Source organism: Roseateles sp. GW823-FHT07B05 (assembly GCF_058794515.1).
Genome location: NZ_JBXAGX010000005.1, coordinates 367421 through 391700, shown reverse-complemented (window position 1 = coordinate 391700; position 24280 = coordinate 367421). Strand labels below are relative to the sequence as shown.

Annotated in this window: 23 protein-coding genes; 11 read left to right on the top strand and 12 right to left on the bottom strand. The window is 71.5% G+C overall.

The annotated features are described in order from the left end of the window. Nucleotides 1–8 precede the first annotated feature (8 nt). From AC1Q7O_RS14175 to AC1Q7O_RS14165, 3 genes are all read left to right on the top strand, one after another. Nucleotides 9–1274, top strand: coding sequence for a Zn-dependent hydrolase (locus AC1Q7O_RS14175; RefSeq protein ID WP_492660812.1), 1266 nt, complete (start codon nt 9–11; stop codon nt 1272–1274). A 110-nt stretch (nt 1275–1384) separates the two neighbouring features. Continuing rightward, nucleotides 1385–1861: a cupin domain-containing protein gene (locus AC1Q7O_RS14170; RefSeq protein WP_492660811.1), complete on the top strand. Its 477-nt coding sequence runs from the start codon at nt 1385–1387 to the stop codon at nt 1859–1861. Between the two features lie 16 nt (nt 1862–1877). After that, the gene (locus AC1Q7O_RS14165) at nt 1878–2711 is read left to right on the top strand and encodes a helix-turn-helix domain-containing protein (protein WP_492660810.1); all 834 of its coding nucleotides are present in this window, start codon (nt 1878–1880) and stop codon (nt 2709–2711) included. Nucleotides 2712–2732: 21 nt separating this feature from the next. Here AC1Q7O_RS14165 and AC1Q7O_RS14160 read toward each other — a convergent pair whose 3' ends face one another. Beyond that, on the bottom strand, nt 2733–3545 hold the full coding sequence (locus tag AC1Q7O_RS14160) for a S1C family serine protease (protein WP_492660809.1): 813 nt from the start codon (nt 3543–3545) through the stop codon (nt 2733–2735). Between the two features lie 184 nt (nt 3546–3729). On the opposite strand from AC1Q7O_RS14160, the gene AC1Q7O_RS14155 reads away from it, so the two are divergent. Beyond that, nucleotides 3730–4500, top strand: coding sequence for a PEP-CTERM sorting domain-containing protein (locus tag AC1Q7O_RS14155; RefSeq protein WP_492660808.1), 771 nt, complete (start codon nt 3730–3732; stop codon nt 4498–4500). Between the two features lie 72 nt (nt 4501–4572). Here AC1Q7O_RS14155 and ilvD read toward each other — a convergent pair whose 3' ends face one another. Beyond that, nucleotides 4573–6435, bottom strand: a complete 1863-nt coding sequence (gene ilvD, locus AC1Q7O_RS14150) for a dihydroxy-acid dehydratase (RefSeq protein ID WP_492660807.1) — start codon at nt 6433–6435, stop codon at nt 4573–4575. 60 nt (nt 6436–6495) lie between these two features. Next, on the bottom strand, nt 6496–6942 hold the full coding sequence (locus tag AC1Q7O_RS14145; RefSeq protein ID WP_492660806.1) for a hypothetical protein: 447 nt from the start codon (nt 6940–6942) through the stop codon (nt 6496–6498). Nucleotides 6943–7019: 77 nt separating this feature from the next. Here AC1Q7O_RS14145 and AC1Q7O_RS14140 point away from each other — a divergent pair, with 77 nt between their 5' ends. After that, nucleotides 7020–7394 (top strand): MerR family transcriptional regulator, encoded by a 375-nt coding sequence (locus AC1Q7O_RS14140; RefSeq protein ID WP_492660805.1) that lies wholly within the window; start codon nt 7020–7022, stop codon nt 7392–7394. Between the two features lie 2 nt (nt 7395–7396). Here the strand turns inward: AC1Q7O_RS14140 and AC1Q7O_RS14135 are convergent, their stop codons facing one another. Next, complete coding sequence (locus AC1Q7O_RS14135) at nt 7397–8083, bottom strand: type IV pili methyl-accepting chemotaxis transducer N-terminal domain-containing protein (RefSeq protein WP_492660804.1); 687 nt, start codon at nt 8081–8083, stop codon at nt 7397–7399. 217 nt (nt 8084–8300) lie between these two features. Here AC1Q7O_RS14135 and AC1Q7O_RS14130 point away from each other — a divergent pair, with 217 nt between their 5' ends. Beyond that, the gene (locus AC1Q7O_RS14130; RefSeq protein WP_492660803.1) at nt 8301–9614 is read left to right on the top strand and encodes an alpha/beta hydrolase family protein; all 1314 of its coding nucleotides are present in this window, start codon (nt 8301–8303) and stop codon (nt 9612–9614) included. Here AC1Q7O_RS14130 and AC1Q7O_RS14125 read toward each other — a convergent pair. The 7 genes from AC1Q7O_RS14125 to AC1Q7O_RS14095 all read right to left on the bottom strand — a co-directional run bounded on the left by AC1Q7O_RS14125 (nt 9611) and on the right by AC1Q7O_RS14095 (nt 15685). Then, nucleotides 9611–10756, bottom strand: coding sequence for a methionine aminotransferase (locus AC1Q7O_RS14125; RefSeq protein ID WP_492660802.1), 1146 nt, complete (start codon nt 10754–10756; stop codon nt 9611–9613). The genes AC1Q7O_RS14130 and AC1Q7O_RS14125 overlap by 4 nt on opposite strands. Nucleotides 10757–10823: 67 nt before the next feature. Beyond that, nucleotides 10824–11699 (bottom strand): protease HtpX, encoded by an 876-nt coding sequence (htpX, locus tag AC1Q7O_RS14120; RefSeq protein ID WP_492660801.1) that lies wholly within the window; start codon nt 11697–11699, stop codon nt 10824–10826. Nucleotides 11700–11737: 38 nt separating this feature from the next. Beyond that, entirely contained in the window at nt 11738–12004 is a 267-nt protein-coding gene (locus AC1Q7O_RS14115) for a TFIIB-type zinc ribbon-containing protein (RefSeq protein WP_492660800.1), read from the bottom strand. Between the two features lie 38 nt (nt 12005–12042). Next, complete coding sequence (locus tag AC1Q7O_RS14110; RefSeq protein ID WP_492660799.1) at nt 12043–12381, bottom strand: HPF/RaiA family ribosome-associated protein; 339 nt, start codon at nt 12379–12381, stop codon at nt 12043–12045. Between the two features lie 134 nt (nt 12382–12515). Further along, nucleotides 12516–12878, bottom strand: a complete 363-nt coding sequence (locus AC1Q7O_RS14105; protein ID WP_492660798.1) for a carboxymuconolactone decarboxylase family protein — start codon at nt 12876–12878, stop codon at nt 12516–12518. An 87-nt stretch (nt 12879–12965) separates the two neighbouring features. After that, nucleotides 12966–13439 carry a cyanophycin metabolism-associated DUF1854 family protein gene (locus tag AC1Q7O_RS14100; RefSeq protein ID WP_492660797.1) on the bottom strand — a complete coding sequence of 158 codons (474 nt, stop codon included), beginning with the start codon at nt 13437–13439 and terminating at the stop codon, nt 12966–12968. After that, nucleotides 13436–15685: a cyanophycin metabolism-associated ABC transporter gene (locus AC1Q7O_RS14095; protein ID WP_492660796.1), complete on the bottom strand. Its 2250-nt coding sequence runs from the start codon at nt 15683–15685 to the stop codon at nt 13436–13438. The genes AC1Q7O_RS14100 and AC1Q7O_RS14095 overlap by 4 nt, the downstream gene beginning before the upstream one ends. 89 nt (nt 15686–15774) lie before the next feature. On the opposite strand from AC1Q7O_RS14095, the gene AC1Q7O_RS14090 reads away from it, so the two are divergent. After that, nucleotides 15775–17949 (top strand): cyanophycin synthetase, encoded by a 2175-nt coding sequence (locus AC1Q7O_RS14090; RefSeq protein ID WP_492660795.1) that lies wholly within the window; start codon nt 15775–15777, stop codon nt 17947–17949. Between the two features lie 158 nt (nt 17950–18107). Beyond that, nucleotides 18108–20669, top strand: coding sequence for a cyanophycin synthetase (gene cphA, locus AC1Q7O_RS14085; protein WP_492660794.1), 2562 nt, complete (start codon nt 18108–18110; stop codon nt 20667–20669). A gap of 21 nt (nt 20670–20690) precedes the next feature. Here cphA and AC1Q7O_RS14080 read toward each other — a convergent pair whose 3' ends face one another. Then, a complete protein-coding gene (locus AC1Q7O_RS14080) occupies nt 20691–21440 on the bottom strand; it encodes a substrate-binding periplasmic protein (RefSeq protein WP_492660793.1) in 750 nt (249 codons plus the stop codon). A gap of 47 nt (nt 21441–21487) precedes the next feature. Between AC1Q7O_RS14080 and AC1Q7O_RS14075 the strand changes: the two genes are divergently transcribed. Genes AC1Q7O_RS14075 through AC1Q7O_RS14065 form a run of 3 tightly spaced genes read left to right on the top strand, consistent with a single transcriptional unit; the run spans nt 21488 to nt 24267 of the window. Then, nucleotides 21488–21946 carry a group I truncated hemoglobin gene (locus AC1Q7O_RS14075; protein ID WP_492660792.1) on the top strand — a complete coding sequence of 153 codons (459 nt, stop codon included), beginning with the start codon at nt 21488–21490 and terminating at the stop codon, nt 21944–21946. Next, complete coding sequence (locus AC1Q7O_RS14070; protein ID WP_492660791.1) at nt 21943–22956, top strand: MBL fold metallo-hydrolase; 1014 nt, start codon at nt 21943–21945, stop codon at nt 22954–22956. Before AC1Q7O_RS14075 ends, AC1Q7O_RS14070 begins: the two co-directional genes overlap by 4 nt. A gap of 60 nt (nt 22957–23016) precedes the next feature. After that, a complete protein-coding gene (locus AC1Q7O_RS14065) occupies nt 23017–24267 on the top strand; it encodes an Nramp family divalent metal transporter (RefSeq protein ID WP_492660790.1) in 1251 nt (416 codons plus the stop codon). Nucleotides 24268–24280 lie beyond the last annotated feature (13 nt).

Sequence of the window (24280 nt, the reverse complement as noted above, 5' to 3'; positions counted from 1 at the left end):
GACCCGCCATGGACATGCCCACCAAGACCGTCGACACGAAGAACCTCCGCATCAACGGCCAGCGCCTCTGGGACTCGCTGATGGAACTGGCCCGGATCGGCGCCACCGACAAGGGCGGCGTCTGCCGCCTGACGCTGACCGACCTGGACAAGCAGGGCCGCGACCTCGTCACGCGCTGGGCGCGCGAGGCCGGCATGACGGTGACGATCGACAAGATCGGCAACGGCTTCATGCGCCGCCCGGGCCGCAACAACAGCCTGCCGCCCGTCATGACCGGCAGCCACATCGATACCCAGCCCACCGGCGGCAAGTTCGATGGCAACTACGGCGTGCTGGCCGGCATCGAGGTCGTGCGCACGCTGAACGACCATGGCATAGCGACCGAAGCGCCCATCGAGGTCGCGTTCTGGACCAACGAGGAAGGCTCGCGCTTCGTGCCCGTCATGATGGGCTCCGGCGTGTTCGCGAAGGCCTTCACGCTGGAGCACGCCTACGCGGCCACCGACACGGCAGGCTTGACGGTCAAGGGCGAGCTGGAACGCATCGGCTACATCGGCGACCAGGAGCCCGGCGACCACCCCATCGGTGCCTACTTCGAGACGCACATCGAGCAAGGCCCGGTGCTGGAGGATCACGACAAGACCATCGGCGTCGTCACCGGCGTGCTGGGCATCCGCTGGTACGACTGCGTCGTCACCGGCATGGAGGCCCACGCCGGCCCCACGCCGATGGCGCTGCGCAAGGACGCGCTGCAGGTGGCCACGAAGCTGATGCAGGAGGTGGTGGCCTGCGCCCACCGCCACCCGCCGCACGGGCGCGGCACGGTCGGCATGGTGCAGGTGCACCCCAACAGCCGCAACGTCATCCCGGGTCGCGTGAAATTCAGCATCGACCTGCGCAACGCGACCGATGCGCTGTGCGACGCGATGGACGCCGACATCCGCGGCGTGGCTGCCAAGCTCGCGGCCGACTCGGGGCTGAACATCGAGATCACGCCGGTCAGCAACTACCCCGCGCAGCCCTTCCACCCGGACTGCATCGCCGCCGTGCAGAAGGCCGCCGACGCGCTGGGCTACTCCAACATGCCCGCCGTCTCCGGCGCCGGCCACGACGCCGTCTACATGGCCCGCCTGGCGCCGGCCGGCATGATCTTCATCCCCTGCAAGGACGGCATCAGCCACAACGAGATCGAGGACGCCAAGCCCGAGCACATCGAGGCCGGCTGCAACGTGCTGCTGCAGGCGATGCTGGGCGTCGCCGGCACGGCGGCCTGACGCAAGGGCCAGGCACGCCGCGCGGCCCCGGCCGCCGAATGTCCGATCCATACCAGCGCGCCCGGCGGTTTGTCGCCACGCTGGCGGCTCCCGACAAACCGGAGCGCACCATGCACGACACCCCGACCTCCGCCGCCACCCTCGTCCCCGCCGGCCATAGCCATGCCGGCCCGCCGCTGCAGGTCGGGCCGGACCGATGGATGCTCAACGTGCCCGGCGCCGCCACGGGCGAGGCCCTCAGCGTCATGAGCTGGCAGGGCCACGCCCCCGGCGGGCCGCCGCTGCACCTGCACCCGGACCAGGACGAGGTCTTCCTCGTCGAGGACGGCGAGTACCGCTTCCAGTGCGACGGCGAGCAGTTCCTGCTGCGCGCCGGCGACAGCCTGTTCCTGCCGCGCGGCCTGCCGCACACCTTCCGCCAGCTCAGCCCCACCGGCCGGCTGCGCTTTCTCTACACGCCGGCCGGCCGCATGGAGGACTTCTTCGCCGCGCTGGCGCGGCTGGATGGCCCGCCGACGCCCGAAGCGGCGCACACTCTGTTCGCGGCCCACGGCATGCGTGTCGTCGGCCCGCCGCTGGCGTCCTGACCCCTGCCCTGCCCGCATGACCCCGGTCTTCCAGTTCCTTCCACCGACGCCGGCCCTGCGGGGCTGGGTGCGGCAGCACCAGGTGATCCGCCTGCGCTTCGACGCGGGCACACCCGTGCCGGTCAAGCCCTACTGGCCCCGCCCGGCAGCGGCGCTGGCCTTCTACCTGCGCGACGCCGAGCAGGTCGCCGCCGCGCCCGGCGCCCCGGCGCAACGCAAGCCCCGCGCCGCGCTGATCGGCCAGCCCACGGTGGCCACGCTGCGCCAGGGCGGGCTGGACTTCTCGGTCTACCAGATCGAGTTCGAGCCCGGCGCGCTGTACCGGCTGACCGGCCTGCCGCTGGACGAACTGACCGACGCCTGGGTGGATGCCGAGCAGGTGTTCCCGCCCGGCTTCCGCGCGCTGGTGGACCGCCTGGCCCAGCACGACGACCCCGCCGCGCTGATCGCGCTGGCCGAGGCCTGGCTGCTGCCGCAGACGCTGGCCCCGCACCGGGCCGCCGCCGCGGCCGACCGCATCGCCCGGCTGCTGCTGGCCGATGCCGGCGGCGCTGGGCTGGAGGCGCTCGCGCTGACGCATGGGCTGGACGTGCGCCAACTGCGCCGCCAGTTCGCCACGCGCACCGGCGTGAACCCGCGCCTGTTCGGCCGCGTGGCCCGCTTCGACCGCCTGGTGCGCCTGGCCAACCTCAGCCCGCAGGCCCGCTGGCTGGACCTGGCGCTGGACGCCGGCTATCACGACCACCAGCACCTGGCGCGGGACTTCCGCGAGTTCACCGGCATGGCGCCATCGGCCTTCCGCGCGCTGGAGCTGCAGGCGCCGGAGCGCCGGTTCGGCTTCCAGGAGTGAGGGGCGGCCCGCGGCGCAGCGTCAGCGCCGGTACTCGGCCAGCAGCGCGGCCGCGGCGCTCGCCGGCACCGCGTAGCTGATGCCCGTCGGCGCGCTCAGCGCCGCCTCCTTGGTGCCCTTGATGACACCGCCCTGCAGCACGCCCACGACCTCACCGGTCTCGATGTCCAGCACCGGGCCGCCGCTGTTGCCGGGGTAGGCGATGGCGTCCAGCTGCATGACCCTGAAGGCGCCGTCGCGCAGCTGGCGCACGGTGCGCGCATTCAGGCCAGCCGGGCTGCCGGCCGGCGTGGCGATGGCCGTCCAGGCCGACACGATGCCGCGGTGCGTGGCGTGCACCTGGCCCAGCGCATTGCCGATGGGAAAGCCCATCAGCGCAATCGCCGTGCCCTCCGGCGCGTCCTGCGCCGCCAACTTCAGGGCCGGCACGGCCGGCCCGTCGATGGCCAGCAGCGCGAGGTCGTTGCGCAGGTCCCGGCCCAGCAGCGTCGCGCTGCGCAGCTGCCACTGGTCGTCGCCCAGCCACACCTGCACCGCAATGCTGCGGTCGATGCGCTCCGGTGTTTCCTCGGGCACGACATGCGCGTTGGTCAGCACATGCAGGCCGTCGCCGACGGCGAAGCCCGCCGCGCGAAAGCCAAAGCGCGGCGTGTCCATCAGCCCGTAGCTGCCCACCGCGACAACGGAGCGCTTGACCCGCGCGATCAGTGCCGGCAGGGGCTCGGCGACGGCCGCCGAGCTGCCCGCCAGCAGGCCCGCCGCCATCGCCAACAGGTGGCGCCGCGACGACTGGCAGGAGGACGGGTCGGGCAGGGTGCGCGGCGCGACATGCATGGTGGAAAGGCCGAGACAACAACAGGTGGGCGAGCCTACTGCAAGTGCTGCCGCCCGGCGGCTGCCCGCCTGGGGGTGCGCCCCTGCAACACCCCACCCCGCGCCTGCGGGGTGGGGCATGCCGGCCTTCGGCATGGCGGCGCTTACCCTCGCGCCCCTGCCCAATCTCCCCTGCTCTACAGCCATGACGTTTACCAAGAAGGCCGCCGCGCTGAGCGCGCTGCTCCTGATCGCCGGCCACGCCGCCGCAGCGGGCCTGACGGCCACCATGTCCAACCTGCAGATCCAGGTGTTCGACCTGACACCGGACGACGGCATCGCCGCCAGCTTCACGCTGGTGGGGCCACAGATCGGCTCGGCCACCACCTACACGGCATCGGGCCTGCTCGACAGCCTGGGCGGCCTGACAGCCCAGGCCTCGCTGAGCGGCGCGGGCTTGTCGGCCCTGGCCTCGGTGTCCGGCGTCGCCGGCTCGCCCACCAGCTTCAGCCTGATGGCCAGCCTGAACAGCGCCCTGCCCTCACCCTACGGCGACGCCGGCGCGCAGGCCCTGGCGGGCTTCAGCGTCCTCGTCAGCCCAGGCACGCTGATCCTGATGAGCGCCAACACGCACGTGGCCGTCAACGGCAGCGACATCGTGGACAACACCGACCTGATGAGCCAGGCCAGCCTGCGCTTCCTGCAAACCACGGACGGGGCGAGTGTGGGCAGCACCGGCACGCGCCAGGCCTTTGCCAGCTTCGGCGCCGGCACCCTGACGCCCAGCTCCTCGGGCCTGCTGTCGGCCAGCTTCGCCAACTACAGCGCCGAGACCACCCAGCTGCAGGCACGCCTGTCCGTGTCCACGGGCCTGGCCACGCCCATCGCCGCCGTGCCCGAGCCCAACTCGCTGGCCCTGCTGGCCGCCGGCGGCGCGCTGGTGTTCGGCGCCGCTCGCCGCCGCAAGGCCGCCTGAGCAGCCGCGCCTGCGCCATGAAAAAGCCGCCCCTCGGGGCGGCTTTTTGCTGCCTGGCGCCAGCGCGCGAGGTCAGCCTTCCAGCTGGCCCAGGTCGCGCACGGCGCCCTTGTTGGCGGACGTCGCCAGCAGCGCATAGGCCTTGAGCGCAGCGCTGACCTTGCGCGGACGCGCCTCGACCGGCTTCCAGCCCTTGGCGTCCTGCTCGGCGCGGCGCTTGGCCAGCTCTTCGTCGCTGACCAGCACGTCGATCGTGCGGTTGGGGATGTCGATGCGGATGCGGTCGCCGTTGCGCACCAGGCCGATCGCGCCGCCGGCCGCCGCCTCGGGCGAGCAGTGGCCGATGGACAGGCCCGAGGTGCCGCCGGAGAAACGGCCGTCGGTCAGCAGCGCGCAGGCCTTGCCCAGGCCCTTGCTCTTGATGTAGCTGGTCGGGTAGAGCATTTCCTGCATGCCCGGGCCGCCCTTGGGGCCCTCGTAGCGCACCACCACGACATCGCCCGCCTTGACCTTGTCGTCCAGGATGTTGGCCACGGCTTCGTCCTGGCTCTCGACGACGTGCGCCGGGCCTTCGAACACCATCAGGCTGTCGTCCACACCGGCCGTCTTCACGACGCAACCGTCCAGCGCGATGTTGCCGCGCAGCACGGCCAGGCCGCCTTCCTTGCTGAAGGCGTGGTCGTAGGAGCGGATGCAGCCCTCGGCGCGGTCGGTGTCCAGGCTGGGCCAGCGGGTGTTCTGGCTGAAGGCCGTCTGCGTCGGGATGCCGGCCGGGCCGGCCATGTAGAAGGTCTTCACCGCGTCGCTGGGGTTGCGGGCGATGTCCCACTGGTCCAGCGCATCCTTCATCGTCTTGGCGTGCACGGTGGGCGCGCCGGTGTGCAGCTTGCCGGCACGGTCCAGCTCACCCAGGATGGCCATGATGCCGCCGGCGCGGTGCACGTCCTCGATGTGGTACTTGTTGGTGTTGGGTGCCACCTTGCACAGCTGCGGCACGTCGCGCGACAGGCGGTCGATGTCCGTCATGTCGAAGGCGATGCCGGCCTCCTGCGCCGCGGCCAGGATGTGCAGGATGGTGTTGGTGGAGCCGCCCATCGCGATGTCCAGCGTCATCGCGTTCTCGAAGGCCGGCTTGCCGATGGCGCGCGGCAGCACGCTCGCGTCATCCTGCTCGTAGAAGCGGCGGCACAGCTCGACGACCGTGCGGCCGGCCTGCTTGAACAGCTCTTCGCGGTCAGCGTGCGTGGCCACCACGGTGCCGTTGCCCGGCAGCGAAAGGCCGAGCGCCTCGGTCAGGCAGTTCATCGAGTTGGCGGTGAACATGCCCGAGCAGCTGCCGCAGGTGGGGCAGGCCGAGCGCTCGACTTCCGCCAGGTCGGCATCGCTGACCTTGCTGTCGGCGGCCATGACCATCGCGTCGATGAGGTCCAGCTTCTTGATCTCGATCTTGGCCGTGCCGGGCACCGCCAGGCGCACCTTGCCGGCTTCCATCGGGCCGCCGGAGACGAAGACGACGGGGATGTTGAGCCGCATCGCGGCCATCAGCATGCCGGGGGTGATCTTGTCGCAGTTGGAGATGCACACCAGCGCGTCGGCGCAGTGGGCGTTGACCATGTACTCCACCGAGTCGGCAATGATGTCGCGGCTGGGCAGCGAATACAGCATGCCGTCGTGGCCCATCGCGATGCCGTCGTCCACGGCGATGGTGTTGAACTCCTTGGCCACGCCGCCCACGCGCTCGATCTCGCGGGCCACCAGCTGGCCCAGGTCCTTCAGGTGCACGTGGCCGGGCACGAACTGGGTGAAGGAATTCGCGATGGCGATGATGGGCTTCGCGAAGTCGTCGTCCTTCATGCCGGTGGCGCGCCACAGCGAACGGGCACCCGCCATGTTGCGGCCGGCGGTGGAGGTCTTGGAACGGTAGGGGGTGGGCATGGCGGGGCGTTCGAAGCGGATGCGGGAAACCGCGATTGTCCGGCGGAGCCGGCGCCAGGGTTATTCCGAAACCCCGCCGAAAGCTCGGTTGCCCCTTGCCGAATGCTCCGCGCCGGCGACGCGCCAGGCCTGCACCACCGCCCAGCTCGCCTCGGGCAGCAGGAACAGCAGCAGCACCGGCTCGCCCGTCTGCGACCAGGCCCAGGCCATCCACAGGCTGAACAGCGCGCGCGCCGCCGCGTCGTGGCGGCCCAGCAGCGTCGTCGGCCCGCGCAGCCGCAGCACGCTCCACACCATCACCACGCTGCCCATCAGCAGCGCGAACAGCATCTGCAGTGGGGCGAAGCCGGGCAGCGGCTGCCCGCCCAGCGCCTGGTTGGCGGCGCTGAGGTGGCCGAAGGCGATGGCGAAGGTCCACGGCGTGGCGAACGGCGCGGTGACGACGAGGTCGTAGGCGGCGCTGGCCTGCACGACGCGGCGGAACTGGGCGGGGCTGAATGACGGCATGGGCGCTGGTCGAAGTGACGAAGCTGCGCAGCGTCGACCCTGGACTACGCTCCAGGGTCAAGCAATTTCGGCACACCATGCAGATCGGCACCCTGAGCGAACGCACCGGCCTCACCCGCGACAGCCTGCGCTTCTACGAGAAGCGCGGCCTGCTGCAGGCGCGCCGCAGCGCCAACGGCTACCGCGACTACCCCGAGGAAGCCGTGCAATGGCTGGGCTATGTGCGCACCGCGCAGCAGCTGGGCTTCACGCTGGCCGAGATCGCCGCCGACCTGCCGCTGCTCACGCAGGGCGAGGACGCCGGCCCCGCGCTGCGGGCCACGCTGGCACGCAAGCTGGCCGACATCGACGCCCGCATCGCCGCGCTGCAGGGGCTGCGCGGCGAACTGGCCACGCGGCTGGCCGAGACACCCCAGACCGGCGCGAGCTGCCCGCTGCGACCGGTGGGCTGAGATCAGGCCACGGCGCTGCGCACCGCTTCGCGCACCAGGCCGTCGAGCCGGCCGGTGATGCTGGTCAGCTCGCCGGACACGACCGCGAACTCGCGGCCCGACGTGCCGGCCCGCGCCGCCACCACCTGCGCGTTGAACGACACGATGCGCGCGTGCTTGGCGATCTGCTCGATGTCGCCCATGACGCTGGTGAGCTGCCGCTTGGCGGCCGCGGCGTGCTGGCGCGCCAGGTCCTCGTAGAGCTGCGTGAGCCGGTTCAGCGTCGCCAGCAACGGCGTGGCGGCTTCCACCAGCTCCTCCAGCAGCGTCGCGGCGTTGAAGGCACCGGCCGCGATGGCGTCCAGCGTGCGGCGGGCCTGGTCAATGAAGGCCGTGATGCGCTCGTTGGCGCGCTCGGCGCCGAAGTAGGCCTCGGTCAGCGCCGCGCCCAGCGCCTGCGGCGCCAGCTCGCCGGCCAGCAGCGCGCCGTGGGCCTCGCCGAAGGTCGCCAGCGCCTCGCGGGCCGTGGCCAGCGCGCCGTCGCGGCCCTGCGCAGCCAGCACGGCGTACAGCACCACGCGCTGCGACGTGAAGCGGCGCCGGCCGGACAGGTTGATGGTCTTGCCGAACAGCTCGCCGGCCGTCTGCGCGCGGGCGGCAGGCAACGCTCGCTTTGGTGCATCGGCGGGGGCACGCGACTGGTGCAGCATGGTGGGTCTCCGTGATCTGGTTCACGACTGGCGACAGCCCCGCAAGGCCCGCCGCCGTCTTGTGATCAGGGTTAGCACGGGGCATGCCAGCGAGCCGGCCCCGCGGCCGCGGCGCTGCAGCTGGTGCCCCCCGTCGTGCAGCGCGTCGCAACCCGCTCGCCGTCGGCCCCGGGCCGCCGCAGCATCGCGCCCCACGCCCTCTTCTCCTGGAGACCCCATGCTGTCCCTGCTTCTGGCCGCCCTGGCTGCCGCGGCGCCCGCCCCGCCGCTGGACGCGCTGCCGCAGACCACGCTAGCCCCCGAGCTGCGCTGCCTGCTCGGCGCCTACGCACTGCCTGGCGGCCGGGTACTGACCATCACCGGCGACGACGGCCGCCCCCGCGCGCTGCGCTACACGGCGGCGGACGGCCGTTTCGGCGCGCTGCAGGAGGGGCCCGACGGCCGGTTCCGAGGCGATGACGTCGAGATCCGCTTCGCCGCGTGCGCGGACGGCCGGCTGACGCTGGGCCGCGGCGAGCACGCCTTGACCGGCACGCGCCTCGACACGGTCGAGCAGGAGACCGACTTCGTCAGCGACGGCCTGCGCCTGCACGGCAAGCTGGTGCTGCCGCCGGGCGGCCGGCCGCGTGCGCTGGCGGTGTGGATCGAAGGCTCCAACAACGACCCGTCCACGGACGACAGCGTCTGGCCCCACGAACTCGCGCGCCGCGGCGTGGCGGTGTTCGCGTACGACAAGCGCGGCACCGGTCGCTCGGCCGGGGCGCCGTCGTCGGACTTTCACGTTCGCGCGCGCGACACGCTGGCCGCGCTGCAGGCCGCCCGGCGGCTGGTGCAGGGGCAGCCACGGCTGGGGGTCATCGGCGCCAGCCAGGGCGGCTGGGTGGCGCCCATCGTCGCGTCGCAAGCGCCGCTGGACTTCGTCGTCGCGGCGTTCGCGATGGCCGAGGGGCCCATCGCGCAGGACCGCGAACTGGTCGACCAGCAGCTCCGCAACGCCGGCTTCGATGACGCTGCCCGGCAGCAGGCCCGCACGCTCACCGCGCTGACCGAGCGCATCGTGCGCTCCGGGTTGCAGGACGGTTATGCGGAGCTGGACGCGTTCAAGGCCGCGCATGCCGGCGCGCCGTGGCTGGCGGCACTGCAGCCGCGCTCCTACACCGGCGTGTTCCTGAAGTTCAACAGCGACGAGCTGCGCCAGCATGGCGCCGCGATGGCGCAGGGGCTGAGCTTCGAGCACGACCCGCGGCCGCTGCTCGCATCGCTGCGCACACGCCAGTTGTGGCTGCTGGGCGGCAGCGACCGCCAGGCACCCAACGCCGGCACGCAAGACGTGCTGCGCGGGCTGCAGCGCCAGGGCCGCGACGTGTCGGTCGTCGTCTTCCCGCGGGCCGACCACGGCCTCATCGAGCCCCTGCCGCTGCCCGACGGCCGCCGCGTGCCCGCTTACTCGCCCGGCCTGTTCGACATCACGGCCGACTGGCTGCTGCACGGCCGCATGCCGGGCAGCGGTACGTTCGTGGTCCTGCCCTAGCCGAGCCGGGACAACCGGCGCGCGGCCTCGGCCAGCGTCTCGTCGCGCTTCGCGAAGCAGAAGCGCACATGCCGGCGCTCCTGCGGCTGCTGGTAGAAGACCGACAGCGGGATGGCCGCGACGCCGATCTCGGTGGTCAGCCAGCGGGCGAAGTCCAGCTCGCTCAGGTCCGACACGGCGCTGTAGTCCACCGTCTGGAAGTACGTGCCCTCGCAGGGCAGCAGCTTCAGCGGCGTGGCCACCAGCGCCGCGCGGAAGGCGTCGCGCTTGGCCTGGTAGAAGCCGCTCAAGCCCTGCCACGGCGCCGGGTCGGCCAGGTAGGCCGCCAGTGCGTGCTGCGTCGGCGTGTGCACCGTGAACACGGTGTACTGGTGCAGCCGGCGGAAGGCGGCGGACAGCGCCGGCGGCGCGGCGACGAAGCCGACCTTCCAGCCCGTCACATGGAAGGTCTTGCCGAAGCTGCTGACGAGGAAGCTGCGCTCGCGCAACGCCGGGTGGCGCGCCACGCTCTCGTGCGGCGCGCCGTCGAACACCATGTGCTCGTAGACCTCGTCGCTGATGACGAACAGGTCGTGCGCTTCGGCGATGCGTTCCAGTTCCTGCAGGTCCTCGCGCGTGGCGACGCGGCCGCTGGGGTTGTGCGGCGTGTTGATGACGATGGCCCGCGTGCGCGCCGTGACGGCGGCGCGCACGGCGGCCCAGTCGATGCGGTAGTCCACCGTCATCGGCACGCCCACCGGCACGGCGCCGGCCAGGCGGATGGCGGGGTCATAGCTGTCGTAGGCCGGCTCGATGATAAGGACTTCGTCACCCGCACCAACGCAGGCGTGCAGCGCGGTGATCAGGCCCTGCGTGCCGCCGGCGGTGATGGTGATGTCGCTGCCGGCGTCGTAGGCGGCGCCGTACAGCGTGTCGAGCTTGGCGGCCACGGCCTCGCGCAGCGCCGGCACGCCGGTCATCGGCGGGTACTGGTTGTGGCCCGCGGCCATCGCGTTGGTGACGGCCTGCAGCAGCGCCGGATCGGCACCGAAGTCCGGGAAGCCCTGGCCGAGGTTGACGGCACCATGCTCGGCGGCCAGCGCCGACATGACGGTGAAGATGGTGGTGCCGGTGTTGGGCAGCTTCGGTGGCAGTGCGGGCATGGACGGGCGCGGGCATCAACGCGAGTAAGCCCCCGATTGTGGCGGGGGCCTTCGTGTCGTGCCGCGGTCAGGCCCGCTGCTGCAGACGCGCGATGCGCGCCTCCATCGGCGGGTGGCTGGAGAACCAGGCCATCCAGCCGTTCGGCCGGGCGCTGATGCCCATGGCCTTCAGCGCCTGCGGCATCTCGCCGGGGTCCAGGCCGTGCAGGCGGGCCAGCGCGTTGATCATGGGCTGCGTGCGCCCCATGAGCCGGGCAGCATCGGCATCGGCACGGAACTCGCGCTGGCGCGAGAACCAGGCCACCACCATTGCCGCCACCACGCCCAGCAGCAGGTCCAGCACCACGGTCGTCACGTAGTAGCCGACACCGGGGCCGTCCTGGTTGTTGCGCAGCACCAGCTTGTCCACGACGTAGCCGATGACGCGAGACAGGAACACGACGAAGGTGTTCATGACGCCCTGGATCAGCGCCAGCGTCACCATGTCGCCATTGGCCACGTGGGCCACCTCGTGGCCGATGACGGCCTCCACCTCCTCGCGGCTCATGGACTGCAGCAGGCCGGTGGAGACGGCCACCAGCGCCGAGTCCTTGAACGCGCCCGTGGCGAAGGCGTTGGGCGGACCGTCGTAGATGCCGACCTCCGGCGCGCGGATGCCGGCCGCCGCCGAGAAGCGCGCGACGGTGGCCACCAGCCAGCGGTGGGTCGGGTCCGGCGAGCCGTCGATGACCTGCACGCCGGTGGTCCACTTGGCCATGGGCTTGCTGATCAGCAACGAGATGAACGCGCCACCAAAGCCCATCACCGCGGCAAAGGTGAGCAGCCCGCCCACGCTCAGGCCGTTGGCGGTGAGGAACTGGTTCAGCCCCAGCAGGTGCACGGCGAGACCCAGCACCAGCATGACGCCGAGGTTGGTGAGGAGGAACAGCAGCACGCGTTTCATGGACTGACCTTTCTATGCGGGACGGGTAGCGGTGCGGCTCAGTCGAAGATGTCGCTGAGCCAGGATTTGCGGCGATAGCCCGGGTGGCGGCCGTAGTCCGAGTCGACGAAATCGGGTCGGCGCTGGCCGTGTGCAGCGGGCGGCGGTGCGGCCACCGGGGCCGCCTGCACGGTGGAGCGCTCGATCAGCTTGTCCAGCTCGCCGCGGTCCAGCCAGACGCCGCGGCAGCTGGGGCAGTAGTCGATCTCGACGCCCTGACGCTCGGTCATGACCAGCGTGGCATCGGGGCAGGTGGGGCATTTCATGGAGAACCTCGTTCAGCGGATCAGGGGGTTGGCAGGCGTCAGGTATCGGCCACCAGGCGGCGCAGCGGCGTGGCGCGGCGGGAGTCCCGGTGCAGCAGGCGCGCCAGCAGGTGCAGGGCGCGGCTGAGCGCCTCGTCGAAGGCGGTGCGCCAGCGCGGCGCCACGGCGCTGACGATGACCGTGCCGGCCCCAGCGGTGTGCAGGGTCAGCTGGCAGCGCTTGTCCACGCCGCCCCTCGGGCCGTTGACGTCGGACAGCTGGACGGTGACGCGGGGCACGCGCGGCGACAGGCGCTGCAGCGCCGCCTTCAGCCGGGACTGGGCCAACTCACGAACATCACCGGCATGCGGCGCACGACTCTTGAAAAGGACTTGCATCACGGAACTCCAGCGGTTGAAGGAGCCCGTAACTTAATGGCGCGCCCCCGCAGCTCACAGCAAGCAATCCGTGAACGTCCCTTCCAAGGCTTGGAAGCTGAGGGCTCTGCCCGCCGGCACCGCCGGCGACGGGGTCAGGCGGGCCTGGCGAGTCCCTCGCCGCCGAACTGTTCAAAGGCATCCAGCGCGCGCGCCGCATACATCAGCGATGGCCCGCCGCCCATGTAGACGCAGACGGCCAGCGCCTCCTCCAGCTCGGCGCGCGTGCAGCCCAGTTTGACGAGCGCCTGCGCGTGGAAGGCCAGGCAGGCGTCGCAGTGCGCGGCCACGCCCAGCGCCATGGCGATCAGCTCCTTGGCCTTGGCGTCCAGCACGCCGGGGCGCATGGCCGCCTGCGACAGCGCGCCGAAGCCACGCATCACATCGGGCACGTCGGCCCGCAACTGCGCCAGCGTGGAGGAAGTGTCGGCGGCCAGGGCGCGGTATCCGGTGCTCATGCGGAGCTCCATCGAAACGTGTGATGGCGCCATCGTGGCGCTCCGGGCTGCGCCTCGCCTTGACCTGCCGCAAGCCGCGGTGGCGACCTACAGGAATCGTTCCAGCAGCCGCTTGGAGGCCTTGTCCAGCGCCCAGCGGTCGGGCACCTGCAGCTGCACGCCGTGCGTGGACGTGATGAGCAGCCGCCCGTCCTCCAGCCGGCGGATGTCTTCCTCGCTCTTCAGCACGAAGTCCACCTCGCCGCGGTCGGTCTCGACGCGCCAGGTGCTGGGCGTGGCGAAGGTGTTCACCGAGATCAGCCGCTTGAGCACGGGGTGGAACTCGCGGGCCGCCAGCTCGGCCTCCAGCACGCGGCGATGCGCGTCGGGCAGCGCGGACAGGCGGGGCACCCAGGCCAGCTCGTGGCCGTGCACGCCGATGAGCGACACGCCCTCGTCCGGCGCCGAGATAGGGTGGGCGCGCACCGGCGTCACGCCGCCATGTTCTGCGCCGTTCAGGTCGGTCAGCACGAGGCGGCCCAGTTCGTCCAGCCGCAGGTCGCGGAAAGGCAGTGTGCTCATGCGTTCACCGTGTGTGCGTTCGGGTTGGGCGCAACGACCATCAGGCCGGCATCGTCGGCCTCCTCGGCATCGACACGCCGGGCCTGCGCCTCCCACAGCCGCCAGTAATGGCCCTGCTTGGCGATCAGCTCGTCATGCGGGCCCAGCTCGACGATCTCGCCGCGGTCCATGACGACGAGGCGGTCGGCCTTGCGCAGCGTGGACAGCCGGTGGGCGATGGCGATGGTGGTGCGGCCCTTGACGAGGTTGTCCAGCGCGCGCTGGATTTCCTTCTCGGTCTCGGTGTCGACCGCGCTGGTGGCCTCGTCGAGGATGAGGATGGCTGGGTCGATCAGCAGCGCGCGCGCGATGGAGATGCGCTGGCGCTCGCCGCCGGACAGGCCCTGGCCGCGCTCGCCGACGAGGCTGTCGTAGCCGTGCGGCAGGCGCAGGATGAACTCGTGCGCATGGGCCGCGCGGGCGGCGGCGACGATCTCGTCGCGCGTCGCGTCGGGTTTGCCGTAGGCGATGTTCTCCGCGATGGTGCCGAAGAACAGGAAGGGTTCCTGCAGCACCAGGCCGATGTGGCTGCGGTAGTCGGCCACCTTGATGCGGCGCAGGTCCACGCCGTCCACCTTGATGGCGCCCTCGGTCACGTCGTAGAAGCGGCAGATCAGGTTCACCAGCGTGCTCTTGCCCGAGCCGCTGTGGCCCACCAGGCCCACCATCTCGCCGGGGCGGATGTCCAGGTTCAGCGTGCGGATGACCGAACGCGAGCCGTAGCGGAAGTTGACGCCCTGCATGGCGATGGCGCCGGTGACGTTCTCGAACGGCTGCGGATTGACCGGGTCGGGCACGTTCGACACATGGTCCAGGATGTCGAAGATGCGCTTGGCACCGGCCGCGGCCTTCTGCGTGACCGACACGATGCGGCTCATCGAGTCCAGCCGTGCGTAGAAGCGGCCGATGTAGGCCAGGAAGGCCGTCAGCACGCCGACCGTGATGCTCTGGTGGGCAATCAGCCAGATGCCGATGCCCCAGACGACGAGCAGGCCCATCTCGGTCAGCAGCGCGACGGTGGGCGTGAACAGGCTCCAGGTCTTGTTCAGCCGGTCGTTGACCTGCAGGTTCTTCGCATTGGCTTCCTTGAAGCGCGACGCCTCGCGCCGCTCCTGCGCGAAGGCCTTGACGACGCGGATGCCGGGGATGGTGTCGGCCAGGATGTTGGTGACCTCGCCCCAGACGCGGTCGATCTTCTCGAAGCCGGTGCGCAGCCGGTCGCGCACGAGGTGGATCAGCCACGCGATGAAGGGCAGCGGCACCAGCGTCGCCAACGCCAGGCCGGGGTGGATGCTGAACAGGATCACCGACGTCATGCCCAGCATCAGCACGTCGGTGATGAAGTCCAGCGCGTGCAGGCTGAGGAACACGCTGATGCGGTCGGTCTCGGAGCCGATGCGGGCCATCAGATCACCGGTGCGCTTGCTGCCGAAGTACTCCAGCGACAGCCCCAGCAGGTGCTCGAAGGTGGCCGTGCGCAGGTCGGCCGCGATGCGCTCGGACACCAGCGACAGCAGGTAGGTCTTGGCCCAGCCCAGCGCCCACGACACCAGCGCCGCGCCCAGCAGGCCGCTGAGCAGCAGCATCACCAGGTGCGGGTCGATGGCCTGGCCGTTCTGGAACGGGATCAGCACCCGGTCCATCAGCGGCATCGTCAGGTAGGGCGACACCAGCGTCGCCCCCGTGGCGCCCAGCATCAGCGCGAAGCCGAGCAGCAGCTGGCCCTGGTAGGGCCGCGCGAAGCGCCACAGCCGCAGCAGCACCCAGGTGCTGGGCGGCGCGCTGGACTCGCCGAAGTCGAAGTCGTCGACCTCCTCTTCCGGCTCCGGCGCCGGCCGGCCGGCCAGGCGCTGCAGCTCGCGGTCGAAGGCGTCCACCAGCTTCACGGCGGCCGGGTTGCTGGCCAGCGTGAAGCGCCAGCGCGCGATGCGGCGCCGGGCGTCGAACAGCTCCAGGAAGGCCAGGCCGCCGTGATCGCTGAGCTTGAGCGTCTGGCCCGGCGACAGCGCGTGCTCGCTCCAGGCCCCGCTGGCCGGCTCGAAGGCGCGCAGGTGTGAATTCGTCAACGCCACCAGGCCCTGGGCGAAGCGACCCTGGGCGTCCAGGTCAACCTCCAGCGTGGCCACCACGTTCTCGCCAGCAAGGAGTCGCCCCTGCAGGGCGGCCGTTTGAGGATGAGGTGATGGGACGGGAGTTGGATCTGACATGTTGTTCTTCGCTCTTGAAGGCCGAGGAGATTCTCCCCGATGACTTCGGCGCACAATTCCAAGCGCAAGCCGCACCTGCCCTCTACCCCATGACCCAAAAAGAAGACATTCGCCTGCTGCGCGTCAACTACCTGCGCGGGCCCAACATGTGGACCTACCGGCCGGTGCTGGAAGTCTGGCTGGACCTGGGCGAGCTGGAAGACTTCCCGTCCAACCTGCTGCCCGGCTTCAACGACCGCCTGACGGCCGCGCTGCCCGCCCTCATCGAGCACCACTGCGGCGTCGGTGAGCGCGGCGGCTTCATCGAGCGGCTGCGCGAAGGCACCTGGTGCGGCCACGTGCTGGAGCACATCGTCATCGAACTGCTGAACCTGGCCGGCATGCCCACCGGCTTCGGCCAGACGCGCAGCACCAGCCAGCGCGGCGTCTACCGCATGGTGTTCCGGGCGCGTGACGAGCAGGTCGCCCGCGCGGCGCTGGCCGAGGGCCATGCGCTCATCATGGCCATGATCAACGACACGCCGTTCGACGTGCCCGCCGCCGTGGCCCGCGTGCGCGACAAGCTGGACGACTGCTACCTGGGCCCGTCCACCGCGGCCATCGTCGCCGCGGCCACCGACCGCCGCATCCCGCACATCCGCCTGAACGACGGCAACCTCGTGCAGCTGGGCCATGGCGCGCGCCAGCGCCGCATCTGGACGGCCGAGACCGACATGACCAGCGCCATCGCCGAAGGCATCGCCGGCGACAAGGACCTGACCAAGACGCTGCTGAAGGCCGTGGGCGTGCCGGTGCCGGCCGGCGAGGAGGTCAAGACGGCCGCCGCCGCCTGGGCGGCCGCGCAGGACATCGGCCTGCCGGTCGTCATCAAGCCCAGCGACGGCAACCATGGCCGCGGCGTCACGCTGGACATCGCCAACGAGGCCGACTGCGAGGCCGCCTTCAAGCTGGCCGACGCCGAAGGCTCCTCGGTGCTCGTGGAGAGCTACATCCGCGGCAACGAGCACCGCGTGCTGGTCGTCGGCGGCCAGGTGGTGGCCGCCGCGCGTGGCGAGGCCGCCTGGGTTCACGGTGACGGCAAGCAGACCATCGCCGAACTCATCGACAGCCAGATCAACACCGACCCGCGCCGCGGCCTGACCGAGGACTTCCCGCTCAACCGCATCACGCTGGGCGAAGACCCCGTCGTGCTGCTGGACCTGCAGCGCCAGGGCTTCGCGCCCGACGCCGTGCCGCCCGCCGGCAAGGGTGTGCTGATCCAGCGCAACGGCAACGTCGCCATCGACTGCACGGCCGAGGTGCACCCCGAGGTGGCGCATGCCGTGTCGCTGGCCGCGCGCACCGTGGGGCTGGACATCGCCGGCGTGGACCTCGTCACCGAGGACATCTCCAAGCCGCTGTCGCAGACCGGCGGCGCCATCGTCGAGGTGAACGCCGGCCCCGGCCTGCTGATGCACCTGAAGCCCGCCGGCGGCGCACCGCAGCCCGTGGGTCAGGCCATCATCGACCACCTCTTTGCCGAGGACGAGTCCGGCCGCATCCCCATCGTCGGCGTGGCCGGCTCGGTGGGCGGGCGCCAGATCACGCGCCTCGTCGCCTGGCTGCTGCACCTGAACGGCCGCCACGTGGGCCTGGCCTGCAAAGACGGCCTGTTCCTGGGCACGCGCCGCGTCGAGAAGCGCGACAGCGCCCGCTGGGACGCCGCGCACCGCCTGCTGATGAACCGCGGCGTCAACGCCGTCGTCGTCGAGAACAGCCCCGCCTCCATCCTGCGCGACGGCCTGGCCTACGACCGCGCCACGGTCGGCGTCGTCACCGACATGGACGGCATCGAGGCGCTCGCCGAGTTCGACGTGCAGGACGGCGACCAGCTCTACAAGGTGCTGCGCACGCAGGTCGACGTGGTGCTCAGCGACGGCGCCAGCGTGCTGCACGCCGCGCACCCGCGCCTCGTGGACATGGCCGAGCTCAGCGACGGCGAGGTCGTGTTCTACGCCGAGGACGGCGGCCTGGACGCCATCCGGCACCACCGCGAGCGCGGTGGCCGCGCCGTCTTCCTGCGCGGCGGTGCCGCCGTGCTGGCGCAAGGCCCGGCCGAAACGCCCGGCGCCAACATCGACGCGCTGCTGCGCCGCTTCGGCAGCGAGACGACCGACGCCGCGACGCTGCTGGCCGCCGTCGCCGCGGCGTGGGCGCTGGGCATCTCGCCCGAACTGATCGCCGCCGGCCTGGACACCTTCGTCCCCGAACTCCACCTCGCCTGAAGCCATGAATCAACCTACTGCGCGGACGCATGGCGGGCCTGTGCTGCTCGCCGTACGGGTGTACGGCTGTGCTGCTCGACCCACCCTGCGCCCGCTCGCTACGGTTGCTTCACGGCTTCAGTGGGTCTAAACACCGAAACAAAGATCGCCACACGACCATGGACGTTTCCCGCACCCGCGCGCTGCGCGGCCCCAACATGTGGAGCCGCCACACGACCATCGAGGCCGTCGTGCATTGCAGCGAGGCCGAGCGCTCGCTGGAGCGCCTGCCTGGCTTCGAGCCGCGCCTGCGCCAGCTCTTCCCCACCATCGGCGAGCTGCGCGCCGACGCGTCGCTGGCCCAGGTGCTGGAGCAGGCCACGCTGGCGCTGCAGGCCCAGGCCGGCTGCCCGGTCACCTTCAGCCAGACCCACGTGACCCCCGAGGCGGGCACGTACCAGATCGTCATCGAGTACAGCGAGGAGGACGTCGGCCGCCTCGCCTTCGAGCAGGCGGTCAAGCTGGTCACCGCCGCGCTGGAGGGGGGTGAGTTCGACGCCGACGCCGTGCTCGGCGCCTTGCGCGAGCTGGACGAGGACATCCGCCTCGGCCCCTCCACCGGCTCCATCGTCAACGCGGCCATCGCCCGCGGCATCCCCTTCCGCCGCCTGACGCAGGGCAGCCTGGTGCAGTTCGGCTGGGGCGCCAAGCAGCGCCGCATCTGGGCCGCCGAGGTCGACGCGACCAGCGCCGTCAGCGAATCCATCGCGCAGGACAAGGACCTCTGCAAGCGCCTGCTGCAGGCCGCCGGCGTGCCGGTGCCCATCGGCCGCCCAGTCGAGTCCGTGGACGACGCCTGGGCCGTGGCCCAGGAGATCGGCCTGCCGGTCGTCGTCAAGCCGCAGGACGGCAACCAGGGCAAGGGCGTCACCGTCAACGTGACCACCCGCGAAGGCATCGAGGCCGCCTACAAGGCTGCCGACGAGATCGGCCAGGTCATGGTCGAGAAGTTCCTGCCCGGCGGCGACTACCGGCTGCTCGTCATCGGCGACAAGCTGATTGCCGCCGCCCGCCGCGACCCGCCGCACGTCATCGGCGACGGTGTGCACACCGTCAAGCAGCTGGTCGACAAGGTCAACGCCGACCCGCGCCGCGGCGACGGCCATGCCACGTCGCTCACCAAGATCCGCTTCGACGACATCGCCGTCGCGCGGCTCACGCAGCAGGGCCTCACGCCCGAGTCGGTGCCCGAGAAGGGCCAGCGCGTCATCCTGCGCAACAACGCCAACCTGTCCACCGGCGGCACCGCCACCGACGTGACGGACGACGTGCACCCCGAGGTGGCCGCGCGCGCCATCGCGGCGGCGCAGGTCGTGGGCCTGCACGTGTGCGGCGTGGACGTGGTGGCCGAGAGCGTGCTGCGGCCGCTGGAGGAGATCAACGGCGGCATCGTCGAGGTCAACGCCGCGCCGGGCCTGCGCATGCACCTGAGCCCCAGCTTCGGCAAGGGCCGCAACGTCGGCGAGGCCATCATCGGCCACCTGTTCGGCACGGGGAACAAGGCCGAGGACGGCCGCATCCCCGTCGTCGCCGTCACCGGCACGAACGGCAAGACCACCGTCACGCGCCTGATCGCGCACATGTTCGCCAGCTGCGGCCTGAAGGTGGGCATGACGAACACCGACGGCGTCTACGTCGACGGCCGCCAGATCGACAGCGGCGACTGCTCTGGCCCCAAGAGTGCCCGCAACGTGCTGATGCACCCCGACGTGGAAGCCGCCGTGCTGGAGACCGCCCGCGGCGGCATCCTGCGCGAAGGCCTGGGTTTCGACCGCTGCCAGGTGGCCGTCGTCACCAACGTCGGCGCGGGCGACCACCTGGGCATGAACTTCCTGCACACGGCGGAAGACCTGGTGCTGGTCAAGCGCGTCATCGTGCAGAACGTGGCGCCCACCGGCTACGCGGTGCTGAACGCGACCGACCCGCTGACCGCGCAGATGGCAGCCATCTGCCCCGGCCAGGTCATCTACTTCGCCGCCGACCGCCACCACCCGCTGATGGCGACGCACCGCGCCCAGGGCAAGCGCTGCGTCTACGTGGACGGCGACCAGCTCGTCGCCGCGCAGGGCGTGTGGCGCGAGAGCATCCCGCTGCGCGACATTCCGCTGACACGCGGCGGCGTCATCGGCTTCCAGGTCGAGAACGCGATGGCCGCCGTGGCCGCCGCCTGGGGCGTGGGGCTGGACTGGGACACCATCCGCCGCGGCGTCGGCAGCTTCGCCAACGATGCCGACAACGCCCCCGGCCGCTTCAACGTCATGGACTACCGCGGCGCCACCGTCATCGCCGACTACGGCCACAACGGCGACGCGATGAAGGCGCTTGTCGGCGCGGTCGCCGCGATGCCAGCGAACAAGCGCGTCGTCGTCATCAGCGGCGCAGGCGACCGGCGTGACGAGGACATCCGCGTGCAGACCGAGATCCTCGGCGCCGCGTTCGACGAGGTCGTGCTGTACGAAGACGCCTGCCAGCGCGGCCGCCAGGCCGGCGAGGTGGTGGCGCTGCTGCGCGCCGGCCTGGAAGGCGCGTCGCGCACGACGCACATCGAGGAGATCGTCGGCGAGTTCACGGCCATCGACCGCGCGCTATCGCGCCTGCAGCCAGGCGACCTGTGCCTGGTGCTGGTGGACCAGGTGGAAGAGGCGCTGGCCCATCTGGCCAAGCGCATCGCCGAGGGCTGAGGCGCCGCCGGCCGGCGGGCGCTAGCGGTACTTGTTGAGCAGGCGGTTCAGCTCGCCGTCGGCCACCAGCCCGCGGATGGCGGCGTTCAGCACGTCCAGCTTCACCGGGCTGGACGGTGACAGCGCGCACTGCGCCAGCACCTCCGACACCACCAGCGGCGGGTGCAGTGCCAGCTTGAACTCGCCGATGCGCTGCTGGTAGGACAGCACGCGCCGGCCGGTCAGCGCATGCTGCGTGCGGCCGCGCTCCAGCTTGCGCAGGTTGGTCACCGCGTCCGGCGCGTCGTCGCGCACGAAGCTGCCGCCCAGCAGCTGGGTCATCTCCGGGTAGACATAGCCGCGCACCGTGCCCACCGGCTGCCCGCTCAGCGCCGTCAGCATGGCCGGCGCCGGCGCCGAAGCGGCGCTGACCAGCAGCGCCTGGTCGGGCAGGAACGGGCGGCTCCACGCGAAGTCGCCGGGCAGCCAGTCGCTCTGGTAGTCGCACAGCAGGTCACCCTCGCCGCGCTGCAAGGCCTCGGCCAGCCGCTTGCGCGGCACCGGCTGCGCCACGATCTCGCGGCCCAGCCGGCGGCCCAGCGCCTGGGCCAGGTCCAGCTGCAGCCCCTCGACGACACGGTCGTCCTCGATGCGGGCATGCGGCATCAGCCCGCTGGTCTCCACCAGCAGCACCAGCGGCCGTGGCGGCTCGGCAGGCGCGTGCGCAGCCGCCAGCAGGCCACCCAGGCCGGCCAGCAGGCGCCGTATCCACCCTCTGCATCCCCATGTCATGCCGACATCATGCCGGGTCGCGGCCGGCGCGCCGCTAGACTGGCCCAATGAAGCTACTGCTCGCCATGGCATTCGTGCTGGCCGCCCCGCTGGCCGCCGCCCAGCCCGGGCCCCGCACCGTTGTGCCCGGCGCGGCGCCGCTGCCGGCCGACGACACGCTCTACCAGGCGCTGGGCGGCCGCGACGCCATCCAGGCCTTCACGAACGACTTCTACGCCAGCATGCTGGCGGACCCGCGCCTGGCGCCGTTCTTCGACGGCATCAACGTGAAGCACCTGCAGCGCGCGCTGGCCGACTACTTCTGCGTCGTGGCCGGCGGCCCCTGCGTCTACGAGGGTGTCGGCATGAAGGACGCGCACGCGCACCTGGGGCTCTCCAAGGGCGACTTCAACGCGCTGGTGGAGCACCTGCAGCGCGCGATGGACCGTGCCGGCGTGCCGTTCGCAACGCAGAACCGGCTGCTGGCACGGCTGGCACCGGCGCACCGCGACATCGTCACCCGGTGAGCCGCCCCGCCCACCACCGCAACGGCGGCTTCCAGAACAACCACGGCGACTTCGAACCCAAGTCGCTGGCCGACGTGCTGCGCTGGCGCTGGAACGCCGCGCGCCAGGGCCTGCCGCGGCGGCCGGTCGACCCCATCCCCACGCAGCCGGCGGACCTCGCCTTCGTCCATGCGAACCGAGGCGCCGCTCAGCAGCCGGCGGTGACGTGGATCGGCCACGCCACCGTGCTGGCCCAGCTGGGCGGCCTGAACCTGCTGACCGACCCGATCTTCTCGGAGCGCGCGTCACCGGTGTCGTTCGCCGGCCCGCGGCGCGAGCAGCCGCCCGGCGTCGCGCTGGCCGACCTGCCGCGCATCGACGCCGTGCTGGTGTCGCACAACCATTACGACCACCTGGACCTGGCCTCCTGCCGCGCATTGGCGGCGCAGCCCGACGGCAGCCCGCTGTTCGTCGTGCCGCTGGGGCTGGCCGACTGGTTCCGCCGCCGCGGCGTCGAGCGCGTCGTCGAGCTGGACTGGTGGCAGCAGCACACGCTGGACGGCGTGGACATCGAGCTGGTGCCGGCGCAGCACTGGTCGGCGCGCGGCCTGGCCGACCGCATGAAGACGCTGTGGGGCGGCTTCGCCGTGTTCGCGCCGGACTGCCAACTGTTCTTCGCCGGTGACACCGGCTACTCGCGCGACTTCGCCGACATCCGCGAGCGCTTCGCCGAGCGGCAGCGCGACGGCGGCTTCGACATCGCGCTGATCCCCATCGGCGCCTACGAGCCGCGCTGGTTCATGAAGGAGCAGCATGTCAACGTCGAGGAGGCGCTGAAGATCCACGCCGACCTCGGCGCCCGGCGCTCGCTGGGCGTGCACTGGGGCACCTTCGAGCTGACCGACGAGGCGCTGGACGAACCGCCGCGCCAGCTGGCCCGCCAGCGCGCCGCGCTGGGGCTGGCGGAGGACGACTTCTTTACGCTCGCCATTGGCGCCACGCGGCGCCTCCCGGCGCGCAACGGTTCTTGACACAGCTCCGGGCAAGCCGCGCGACACGTCCCGCGCAGCTTGCCCCGCTAGGCTGTCGCGATGCTCAACCGCTTCCGCCTCTCCCTGCGCCAGCTCGGCCCCGGACTCATCACCGGCGCGGCGGACGACGACCCCAGCGGCATCGCCACCTACTCGCAGGCCGGCGCGCAGTTCGGCTTCTCCATGCTGTGGAGCCTGGTGCTGACACTGCCGCTGATGACGGCCATCCAGATCGTCAGCGCCCGCATCGGCTACGTCACGGGCCAGGGGCTGGCCGCCAACTTCAAGCGCGCCTTCCCGCGACCGCTGCTGCTGGCGCTGGTGGGCCTGCTGCTGGCGGCCAACACGCTGAACATCGCCGCCGACATCGCCGCGATGGCCGAGGCCGTGAAGCTGCTGCTGGGCGGCTCGGCCCATGTCTACGCGCTGACCTTCGGCCTGGCCAGCGCCGTCATGCAGGTGTTCCTGCCCTACCAAAGCTATGTGCGCTGGCTCAAGTGGCTGACGCTGGCGCTGCTGGCCTACGTGGGCGTCATCGTCGTCATCGGGCTGGACTGGCGCGAAGTGCTGGCGCGCACGCTGCACCCCGACCTGCAATGGAATCGCGACACGCTGCTGATGCTGGTGGCCGTGTTCGGCACCACGATCAGCCCCTACCTGTTCTTCTGGCAGGCCAGCCAGGAGGTGGAGGACCGCGCCACCGGCGCCGGCGAGCCGCACACGCCGCAGGAGGTGAAGCAGCACCTGCGCCGCATCAAGATCGACACCAACATCGGCATGGGGTTCTCCAACCTCATCGCCTTCTTCATCATGCTGTCCACGGCCGCGACGCTGCATGCGGCCGGCGTCACGGACATCCAGACCTCGGCCCAGGCCGTGGAAGCGCTGCGGCCGGTGGCCGGCGAGCACGCGGCGCTGCTGTTCGCCTTGGGCATCATCGGCACCGGCCTGCTGGCCGTGCCGGTGCTGGCGGGCTCGGCCGCCTACGCGGTGGCCGAGGTGGCCGGCTGGCGCGGCTCGCTGAGCCTGAAGCTGGAGCGCGGCGAGGGCCGCGGCTTCTACGGCGTCATCGCCGCGGCCACGCTGGGCGGCGTGGTGCTCTGCTTCACACCGATGGACCCGGTCAAGGAGCTGTTCTGGTCCGCCGTGTTCAACGGCGTGACGGCCGTGCCCATCATGGTGGCGATGATGGTGCTGGCGTCGCGGCCCGACATCATGGGCGGCCATGCCATCGGACGGCGGCTGCAGCTGATGGGCTGGCTGGCCACGGCCGTCATGGCGCTGACCGTGCTGGCGCTGGCCATCGCCTGAGCCGCCCGCGCAG

Coding starts and splice junctions, on each gene's coding strand:
- AC1Q7O_RS14145 (WP_492660806.1), bottom strand. CDS start 6,942: ATGCCGTCATTCAGCCCCGCCCAGTTCCGCCGCGTCGTGCAGGCCAGC.
- AC1Q7O_RS14080 (WP_492660793.1), bottom strand. CDS start 21,440: ATGACATGGGGATGCAGAGGGTGGATACGGCGCCTGCTGGCCGGCCTG.
- AC1Q7O_RS14115 (WP_492660800.1), bottom strand. CDS start 12,004: ATGAAATGCCCCACCTGCCCCGATGCCACGCTGGTCATGACCGAGCGT.
- ilvD (WP_492660807.1), bottom strand. CDS start 6,435: ATGCCCACCCCCTACCGTTCCAAGACCTCCACCGCCGGCCGCAACATG.
- AC1Q7O_RS14130 (WP_492660803.1), top strand. CDS start 8,301: ATGCTGTCCCTGCTTCTGGCCGCCCTGGCTGCCGCGGCGCCCGCCCCG.
- AC1Q7O_RS14105 (WP_492660798.1), bottom strand. CDS start 12,878: ATGAGCACCGGATACCGCGCCCTGGCCGCCGACACTTCCTCCACGCTG.
- AC1Q7O_RS14110 (WP_492660799.1), bottom strand. CDS start 12,381: ATGCAAGTCCTTTTCAAGAGTCGTGCGCCGCATGCCGGTGATGTTCGT.
- AC1Q7O_RS14075 (WP_492660792.1), top strand. CDS start 21,488: ATGAAGCTACTGCTCGCCATGGCATTCGTGCTGGCCGCCCCGCTGGCC.
- AC1Q7O_RS14170 (WP_492660811.1), top strand. CDS start 1,385: ATGCACGACACCCCGACCTCCGCCGCCACCCTCGTCCCCGCCGGCCAT.
- AC1Q7O_RS14125 (WP_492660802.1), bottom strand. CDS start 10,756: ATGCCCGCACTGCCACCGAAGCTGCCCAACACCGGCACCACCATCTTC.
- AC1Q7O_RS14165 (WP_492660810.1), top strand. CDS start 1,878: ATGACCCCGGTCTTCCAGTTCCTTCCACCGACGCCGGCCCTGCGGGGC.
- AC1Q7O_RS14160 (WP_492660809.1), bottom strand. CDS start 3,545: ATGCATGTCGCGCCGCGCACCCTGCCCGACCCGTCCTCCTGCCAGTCG.
- AC1Q7O_RS14175 (WP_492660812.1), top strand. CDS start 9: ATGGACATGCCCACCAAGACCGTCGACACGAAGAACCTCCGCATCAAC.
- AC1Q7O_RS14135 (WP_492660804.1), bottom strand. CDS start 8,083: ATGCTGCACCAGTCGCGTGCCCCCGCCGATGCACCAAAGCGAGCGTTG.
- AC1Q7O_RS14140 (WP_492660805.1), top strand. CDS start 7,020: ATGCAGATCGGCACCCTGAGCGAACGCACCGGCCTCACCCGCGACAGC.
- AC1Q7O_RS14155 (WP_492660808.1), top strand. CDS start 3,730: ATGACGTTTACCAAGAAGGCCGCCGCGCTGAGCGCGCTGCTCCTGATC.
- AC1Q7O_RS14100 (WP_492660797.1), bottom strand. CDS start 13,439: ATGAGCACACTGCCTTTCCGCGACCTGCGGCTGGACGAACTGGGCCGC.
- cphA (WP_492660794.1), top strand. CDS start 18,108: ATGGACGTTTCCCGCACCCGCGCGCTGCGCGGCCCCAACATGTGGAGC.
- AC1Q7O_RS14095 (WP_492660796.1), bottom strand. CDS start 15,685: ATGTCAGATCCAACTCCCGTCCCATCACCTCATCCTCAAACGGCCGCC.
- AC1Q7O_RS14090 (WP_492660795.1), top strand. CDS start 15,775: ATGACCCAAAAAGAAGACATTCGCCTGCTGCGCGTCAACTACCTGCGC.
- AC1Q7O_RS14065 (WP_492660790.1), top strand. CDS start 23,017: ATGCTCAACCGCTTCCGCCTCTCCCTGCGCCAGCTCGGCCCCGGACTC.
- htpX (WP_492660801.1), bottom strand. CDS start 11,699: ATGAAACGCGTGCTGCTGTTCCTCCTCACCAACCTCGGCGTCATGCTG.